This window comes from Enterobacter sp. CFEC122 (assembly GCF_052983755.1).
Genome location: NZ_JBRIQR010000005.1, coordinates 159,428 through 166,719 on the forward strand (window position 1 = coordinate 159,428; position 7,292 = coordinate 166,719).

Genomic DNA, 7,292 nt, shown 5'->3' on the forward strand with positions numbered 1-7,292 from the left:
AATAATAAATACACCTGCATGCATATGGAGTACGTATGACACTCGATGTTTTATTTCATCTAATGAAAATGATCTCACCTGAAAAAAACATCGCGGGTGAAAATATACATGCGTTAATAACGTTACTTTCGTCAGAAAACGATAGCGCTGAGGTGCTTTCGCCCTTTATTCATCGACTGCATCTGCTCTCGTTTGCCCAAAGCAATCCGGGTAACGCCGAAGAGTTGCTCTCTGCGCATTTACCCAAAGACGACGGGATCCTTCCGGTTCTGGACTTCGCGGACTGGCCCCGGGTGCGTTACGCCGCTTCAGGCGAAGTTCAGACGCCTGAATCTGAGGAGTACTTCCGTGAAATGACATCGGCTACCAATCTGTTACGTTCTGCGCTGATCGAAGCTGAACGCGCAAAGGGAACCCCTGCGCTATATATACTGGATAAATTACTCAACCTGAACAGCGCCCTGCCGGAAAGATATAAAAATATGGCAAATATTCCCTACGCATAAATACGTTCACTGTGCGGAATATTTCCCTGTTAATATTCCGCTATTTATTAAATCCGCTTTTCATTGAAATCAAGACAGACAATATCCAAAGAGGGCACCACTGGCGCATTAAGGTTAAGCCAGGCCAGCAACCGTTCAATACTCTGTCCTCTGAGCGAATGTTTGGGCCAGACAAGGTAGTAACCGTCCCCTGTTGCTATCGCCTCCCTGAAGGGCAGCGCGAGAAGGCCGCTTTTCAGCGCGTCGAGCGTGAGCCGGAGATCCGCCATCGCTACGCCGTGTCCGTGCATGGCCGCAAGGCTGCCCTGCTCCAGGGTGTCGAACACGATCCCGCCGCCCATGTCGAGGCCGGGGAATAAGCCCGTCCTTTTCAGCCAGCGCTTCCAGTCCCGTCTGTCCGGTGACGGATGAATAAGATCGCACTCTGGAAGCTGCTGCCGGGCAGGCTCCAGCAAAGACGGCGTACAAACCGGAATAAGCCATTCGCTGAACAGCAGCCGGCTCTCCGTTGACTCGCCAAAATAGCCGTTCCCGAGGAGGATCGCACAATCGTAGGGCTCGCGGCTGAAGTCAACGGTGTCGAAGTCCATCCAGACGCTGGCGATTTCGATTTTCGGCTTCGCGTGGTTCTCGCGAAAGGATTTAAGCACATTAAGGAGCCATCGCATCGTCAGGGTGCTGGGGGCTTTGAGGCGCAGAAGGTGGTTTTCACTTTTGAATGCGCGACAGGCCCACTCAATATTCGAGAAACTTTCGCTAAGCTGCCCGGCCAGAATGCGCCCGGCGTCGCTGACCTCCACTCTCGGACCCTGCCGTTTAAACAGCTCGCAGTCAAACCACATTTCAAGCGTCCGGACATGCCTGCTGACCGCCCCCGGCGTGATATTCAGGACTTCAGCCGCTTTGCTAAAGGAGTTCAGCCGTGCGGCAACTTCGAACGCGCGCAGCGCATACAGTGGCGGTAAAGACATACGTTCCCTTTTTGTCAGGTGTAATCATGCAGGTTTTGTATTATCGGCGCTCGGTGACGTTTCATCCCATTCCTCAGCCGGAAACGTCAGCAGCAGCACCCTGAGCAGGGACTCAAGCTGCGCGCGTTGCGCCTCAGAGAGGTTTATCAGCAGCGCATTTTGCGTTTCCGTATGCACGAGCAGCGCCTGTTCGATACGCTCCTGCCCGTGCAGCGTCAGGCTGACGAGCGAGCTGCGCTTGTCGTCGGGATCGGCAATCCGCCTGATAAGGCCTTGCTGTTCGAGATGGTTGAGCCGGTTCGTCATCGCCCCTGAGGTGATCAACAGGGATGTATACAGCTGCGTGGGCGAAAGGCAGTACGGCTCCCCGGCGCGGCGCAGCGTGGCGAGGACGTCAAACTCGCCCTCGCGAAAGCCAAACGGCGCCATGGCCTGCGAGCGCTCTTTTCCCAGGTGCTTCATCAGCCTGAGCATTCGGCCAAAAATTTTCATCGACGAGGCGTCCAGCTCGGGCATGGCGCGGCTCCACTGGCCGACAACGAAGTCTACATGGTCTTTCATCTTCACCCCGTATGGCGTGGGAATTTATCGAGTTGTGCGGTACATCTTACACTAAAACAGATTTTATCTTAACGTTAAGATAAATGCTCGCGGCAATTTGCCCGGGCCATTCACACCCGAAAAGGATGCCATGTTGAAACGCACGTCACCGTTACTCTTCGCCGTTATCGCTTTTATCGTCGGGCTAAATCTGCGCCCCATTCTGGCCTCGGTTGGCCCCCTGTTCTCCGTGCTGCAGGGCGAAGCAGGGCTGACCGCGACGCAATTCAGCCTGCTGACGACCCTGCCGGTGGCGATGATGGGACTGGCTGCCCTGTGTGGTCCCTGGCTTTTAGCCAGGATCGGTGCTGTCAGGGGAATTATGCTCGGGCTGTTCATCCTGCTGGTAGCCTGTTCATTACGCGGTTTTAGCACCTCGCTGACGGGCTTGATGGGCACCGCGTTACTCGGCGGGGCCAGCATCGGCACGATCCAGGCGTTAATGCCTGCCCTGATAAAAAAGGCGTATACGCAAACGGCCAGCACGATCATGTCGCTATTCAGCACGGGCATTATGGCCGGTGCGGCAGTCGCCGCCGCCAGCGCCGAGCCGCTGTTTTCATGGCTCACGCTGAAGCCCGCGCTGGCTATGGCAGGCGTGCTCGCGCTGCTGGCGCTGATGCTGTGGTTACCCCTGGTTAAGCAGCCTCAAGGTGAACAAACAGCACATGAATCCGTTACGCTCTCTTCCTCCCGGACTGGACTCCTTCTGCTCTTTTTCGGCGTGGGGACGGGTGCCTACACGCTGGTCTTAGCCTGGCTGCCCCCGCTCTATATTCAGGCAGGATGGTCCGCACGCAGCAGCGGCTATATGCTGGCCTGGCTGACCTTAACCGAGGTGGCCGCCGGGTTTGCCGTCTCCGCGCTGATCGGTAAATTCCCCGACCGCCGTGTTCCGCTGATAACTGTACTGTTACTGCTGCTCGCGGGGTTACTGTGTCTGGTCTTTGCGCCGGGCACCACGCCGGTCTTATCAACCTTGCTGCTTGGCATCGGTATCGGCGCCCTCTTCCCGCTGTCGCTTATCGTCACGTTCGATCATGCGCGAACGCCCGCGCAGGCCGGGAAGTTACTGTCTAAAGTTCAGGGAGGAGGATATATGATCGCCGCGCTCATGCCGCTAGTTGCAGGGATCGTTCGCGACAGTTCGGTCTCGCTCACCAGCGCATGGCTGGTGATGAGTGCGGGAGTCGTGCTGTTGATCGCTATCGCGTTCACTTTCAAACCCACCGTGAACGTGCAGGCGCGGTGAATGCGATACCAGAATTGAGAGTCGTATTTCAGAAGGCTCTACGCTAAATTCCGTCATTTCAGGCTATTAAGGAGTGGATATGTCGCAGACGTTACCGGGAATTGATGTCATGTTCGTCGCCGGGTTCGGGCCCATTTCACAGGATACAGCGTCCAGCACCGCGTTTTATATCCAGACACTCGGTCTGCCGCTGAAGCCGATGGAGGGCAATGCCGAGTATCTGCTCACCGAAGAGGGACGCTTACCGGGCGTGAAGCATTTTGCCGTCTGGCCGCTGTCACAGGCGGCAACGTCCTGTTTTGGTGAATCGGAGTGGCCCGTGGAGCATCCGATACCGCAGGGATGGATTGAATACGAGGTGCAGGATCTCGATTCCGCTACCCGTGTTCTGAGTGAAAGAGGCTATCGGTTGTTGGTCGCCAACCGCACGGAACCGTGGGGGCAAACCGTTACTCGCCTGCTCAGCCCGGAAGGTTTGCTGACCGGACTAACAGTTACGCCGTGGCTGCGTGGATAGAGGATGTTATAAGGTGCTGGCTTATATCACGATAGGGACAAATGACTTTCAGCGCGCCGTGAACTTTTATGACGCTATTTTTAACGTGCTGGGCTATTCACGTCTGCCCGCCTGGACTGATAGCTGGGCAATGTGGGGAAACGAAAATCATCCGGATGACGAATTTAGCTTCTGCATTTGTCCTCCTTTTGACCAGCAACCCGCGACGGCGGGAAACGGGACAATGTTCGCATTCAGAGCCGATAGCGCGGAAATTGTCAGACGCTTCCATGCAGCGGGCCTCCGTGCGGGAGGAAAGGATGAAGGCGTGCCCGGTACACGAACCGCCTACGGCCCCGATTTTTATGTTGCCTATCTGCGCGATCCTGACGGGCATAAACTGGCATGCGTTTACCGGAATTATTCTCCTGATGCAGATACGCTCTCAGGAGAGGAAGAGTCACTTCACTAATAAAATTTTGCGGTAAGGACCGGTAGACACCCAGTCCTGCGGAGATCACTTCAGCTCCAGCGTGCTTATCACATGGGCAATATCCGCGATATCGCCAGCTGACAACGGTTGCAGAGGTCGAGGCAGGCAATCCATGTCGGTAAGCCCAAGCACGCCAGCCGCAGCGGCAATAACGCGAATACTTCCGCCATGTTTCCGGAAGAGCGACCACAACGGCTCAAGGTGGGTTGTCAGGGCTGTAACGCGTTGACGATCGTTTGCCGCCGCAGCTTCGGTGATTTGTTTCGCCATCTCAGGGAACAGACCGCCACACACGGAATACCAGACTTCACAACCGGCATTTAATCCCAGCCCCGCATAAGCGTCGCCACTAATACCGATTGTTACGCCAGGGCGCAAAAGTTGACGTAACGCATTCACCCGTTCAATCGCTGCAGCGGGGCTATCCGGGACGCCAGGGATCTTGACCGAGCGAACCCCCTCAAGTGAGGAGAGACGACCGTGAAGTTCATCCGTAAAGGTAAAATGCGTAGTGCCCGGATTATCATAGATACACACCGGTACAGACACGTGCCGGGTAACGGTCTCAAAGAGTGAAAAGACTTCTTCGTCACGGAGTGGCTGGTAGCTGACCGCCGGGAGTAACAGCGCATTCGCACCAGCTGCCTGTGCATCCTCTGCCAGATGCAGAATGGCATCGGTACTGACCGCTCCCACACACACCATAACGGGGATGTTCCCTGCATGCTGTTTAGCCAAGGTTGCTACGCGCTTGCGCTGCTCCCGGGTCAGATAGGCGTAGCTTCCGGTTGACCCCAGGATGCCCATAGAATCAACCCGAGCGTCTGTAAGACGGGAAAGAATATGGCTAAAACCCTTTTCATCCACGCCGCGGGCAGTGACTGGGGTTAATGGAAACGCCGACAAACCGGTAAACATAACTCTTTCTCCTGAAGGGTATTACAGCTGTTGTTCTTCGATGAGAGCAACTTCAAACCACAGACCGGGCATCATTTTTTCCAGGCCGTCGGTCAGCATCTTCCCGGCTTCGTGAAGTCTATCCAGCGGCATCTGCGGGAGACTCTCCAGAATGAACCACATTTGCTGAGCTTCCACGCCTAAGCGGGTTCTGATCCCCTGTCGCCAGTTCCAGCGACGGCAGGTCACGCCGATATCATCACACCAGATAACCTCGCCTTGTGAAGGATACTCAACGGTGGCCTCTCCCTCTTTGACGGTATCAAAAGGCTCTGTTCCTTTTGCCACAGTCAGACGCGGCGCCCCCTGATAGGCAAAGAGATTCTCTCCACCAACCGGAACGGCATAGCGGAGACTAACGGCATTATAAAGATCAACGATAGGATCGAGCGCTGGCATCGTTCCGTCACGTAACACGCGCTTGCGTAACGCATCTGCTGAGCAAGGGGTGCGTTTAGGTTTAGCACCAAACTTTTGAAAAACGTCGGCCCATGCCGCCAGATGAGAGTCCGCCCAATCTGGTTCACCGGCCAGAACGGCTTCACAGGCTTCACGCAGCGCCGTTTCCCCAATGTCGGGATTAAGCACTGGCGCAGCTTTTACGCAAATGCTCAGTGCACGAAAACCGGGAGCAATACGATAAATTTCAGGGGTAATTGACGGAGATACTATTAGCACGTGATAATCCTGTAATGACCAATTTATTTCATGATAATGACCAATGACCAAAAAAGTCAATTTAATGACCGATGCAAACGCTATCGTCAATACTGTGAATGAAGCCGTATCTCAGCGAATTAAACTCTATCGTAAGCATAAGAAGATATCCCTCGATGAACTCTCCCGTCGGGCAGGCGTCAGCAAGGGAGCGCTGGTTGAGATAGAGGGATGCCGGGCGAATCCCAGCATTGCCCTGTTATGCCGCCTGGCTGCCGCAATGGGGGTTTCGGTGGCTGATTTTGTGGATGTCAGTTCAAAACCGACCGTGCATCTCATTGCTGAAGATGAGATCCCAGAATTGTGGGAAGGTGAAAAAGGCGGGAGAGCAAGATTGCTCGCAGGGTCAGGTGGCCCTGATATGACCGAGCTCTGGATGTGGGAAATGCAGCCGGGGGAAAAGTTTGCGTCCCCCGGCCACACGGAAGGTACGCTTGAACTGTTTTATGTGCAGTCGGGCACGCTCACACTCGGCGTACAGGAACACGTGTATCGGGTAAATACTGGCTGTTCGGCAACCGCCAGAACGGACGTTCCTCATTTCTATGAAAACCAGGGGGAGAACCCGCTGGTATTTATCATGACAGTACATGAAAAAGCATCCTGAGCATTCCCCGGCATAGAGGACAGCCCTGTGCCTCATCACAAGTAGCCCAAAAGGAGGAGTTCGGTGAATAATCAGCATCTGCGTTTTACCAAAGACAAATTTATTGTCACAACCGATCCCAGCTTTTTTCAGCTGGAAGCCATTCATGATTACCTCTCGCAATCGTCCTGGGCTCCTGGTATTGATGCTGAAACGGTCAGGATATCAATCCAGAACAGCCTTTGTTTCGCGCTCCTGGATGGAACAAGACAAATCGGCTTCGCCCGTCTGGTCACAGACTATGCCACTTTTGGTTATTTGTGTGACGTCTACGTGCTGAACGATTATCAGAAAAGTGGTCTTGGACGTTGGCTGATTGAATGCTGTCATGCCCATCCATTGTTGTCACGTCTGCGACGGATAATGCTGGTAACCGACAGCGCGCCATGGTTATACCAGAAGCTGGGGTATAACCCATTGAACCGGCCGGATTTTGTCTGGCAAATCAATCGACCCGATATTTATCGTAACCCCGGGCAAAAATAAAAGTACTTTGCAGAGAGTAATGATAAATGTGAATCCGCAGGGCCTGTCACTCTGATGCAGAAGAATTTGCTCTTTTAGCCGAACGAATCTTACGACATCCGCTTCTGGCACTGAGCGGATATGCTAAGGAAGGTGCGAACAAGTTCCTGATATGAGATCATCATATTC

Annotated in this window: 10 protein-coding genes; 6 read left to right on the top strand and 4 right to left on the bottom strand. The window is 54.3% G+C overall.

Annotated elements, in window-relative coordinates; genetic code table 11:
* Nucleotides 1-35 precede the first annotated feature (35 nt).
* Entirely contained in the window at nt 36-506 is a 471-nt protein-coding gene (locus tag ACVCAM_RS05905; protein WP_023344070.1) for a hypothetical protein, read from the top strand.
* A 47-nt stretch (nt 507-553) separates the two neighbouring features.
* Here the strand turns inward: ACVCAM_RS05905 and ACVCAM_RS05910 are convergent, their stop codons facing one another.
* Nucleotides 554-1,477 (bottom strand): LysR substrate-binding domain-containing protein, encoded by a 924-nt coding sequence (locus ACVCAM_RS05910; protein WP_252074652.1) that lies wholly within the window; start codon nt 1,475-1,477, stop codon nt 554-556.
* Nucleotides 1,478-1,501: 24 nt separating this feature from the next.
* Complete coding sequence (locus ACVCAM_RS05915) at nt 1,502-2,038, bottom strand: MarR family winged helix-turn-helix transcriptional regulator (RefSeq protein WP_348554956.1); 537 nt, start codon at nt 2,036-2,038, stop codon at nt 1,502-1,504.
* A gap of 130 nt (nt 2,039-2,168) precedes the next feature.
* Here ACVCAM_RS05915 and ACVCAM_RS05920 point away from each other — a divergent pair, with 130 nt between their 5' ends.
* The 3 genes from ACVCAM_RS05920 (at nt 2,169) to ACVCAM_RS05930 (ending at nt 4,297) form a co-directional block, all read left to right on the top strand.
* Nucleotides 2,169-3,329: an MFS transporter gene (locus ACVCAM_RS05920; RefSeq protein WP_063436446.1), complete on the top strand. Its 1,161-nt coding sequence runs from the start codon at nt 2,169-2,171 to the stop codon at nt 3,327-3,329.
* A gap of 79 nt (nt 3,330-3,408) precedes the next feature.
* Complete coding sequence (locus ACVCAM_RS05925) at nt 3,409-3,846, top strand: VOC family protein (RefSeq protein ID WP_407223316.1); 438 nt, start codon at nt 3,409-3,411, stop codon at nt 3,844-3,846.
* A gap of 13 nt (nt 3,847-3,859) precedes the next feature.
* On the top strand, nt 3,860-4,297 hold the full coding sequence (locus tag ACVCAM_RS05930; protein ID WP_023616868.1) for a VOC family protein: 438 nt from the start codon (nt 3,860-3,862) through the stop codon (nt 4,295-4,297).
* Nucleotides 4,298-4,342: 45 nt separating this feature from the next.
* Here the strand turns inward: ACVCAM_RS05930 and ACVCAM_RS05935 are convergent, their stop codons facing one another.
* Both ACVCAM_RS05935 and ACVCAM_RS05940 read right to left on the bottom strand, forming a co-directional pair.
* Nucleotides 4,343-5,236 carry a dihydrodipicolinate synthase family protein gene (locus ACVCAM_RS05935; RefSeq protein ID WP_407223315.1) on the bottom strand — a complete coding sequence of 298 codons (894 nt, stop codon included), beginning with the start codon at nt 5,234-5,236 and terminating at the stop codon, nt 4,343-4,345.
* A gap of 21 nt (nt 5,237-5,257) precedes the next feature.
* Complete coding sequence (locus ACVCAM_RS05940) at nt 5,258-5,953, bottom strand: B3/B4 domain-containing protein (RefSeq protein ID WP_115465744.1); 696 nt, start codon at nt 5,951-5,953, stop codon at nt 5,258-5,260.
* A gap of 43 nt (nt 5,954-5,996) precedes the next feature.
* Here ACVCAM_RS05940 and ACVCAM_RS05945 point away from each other — a divergent pair, with 43 nt between their 5' ends.
* Together ACVCAM_RS05945 and ACVCAM_RS05950 are read left to right on the top strand one after the other, a co-directional pair.
* Nucleotides 5,997-6,599, top strand: coding sequence for a helix-turn-helix domain-containing protein (locus ACVCAM_RS05945; protein WP_023292519.1), 603 nt, complete (start codon nt 5,997-5,999; stop codon nt 6,597-6,599).
* A 63-nt stretch (nt 6,600-6,662) separates the two neighbouring features.
* Nucleotides 6,663-7,124 (top strand): GNAT family N-acetyltransferase, encoded by a 462-nt coding sequence (locus tag ACVCAM_RS05950; protein WP_008502363.1) that lies wholly within the window; start codon nt 6,663-6,665, stop codon nt 7,122-7,124.
* Nucleotides 7,125-7,292: the final 168 nt, after the last annotated feature.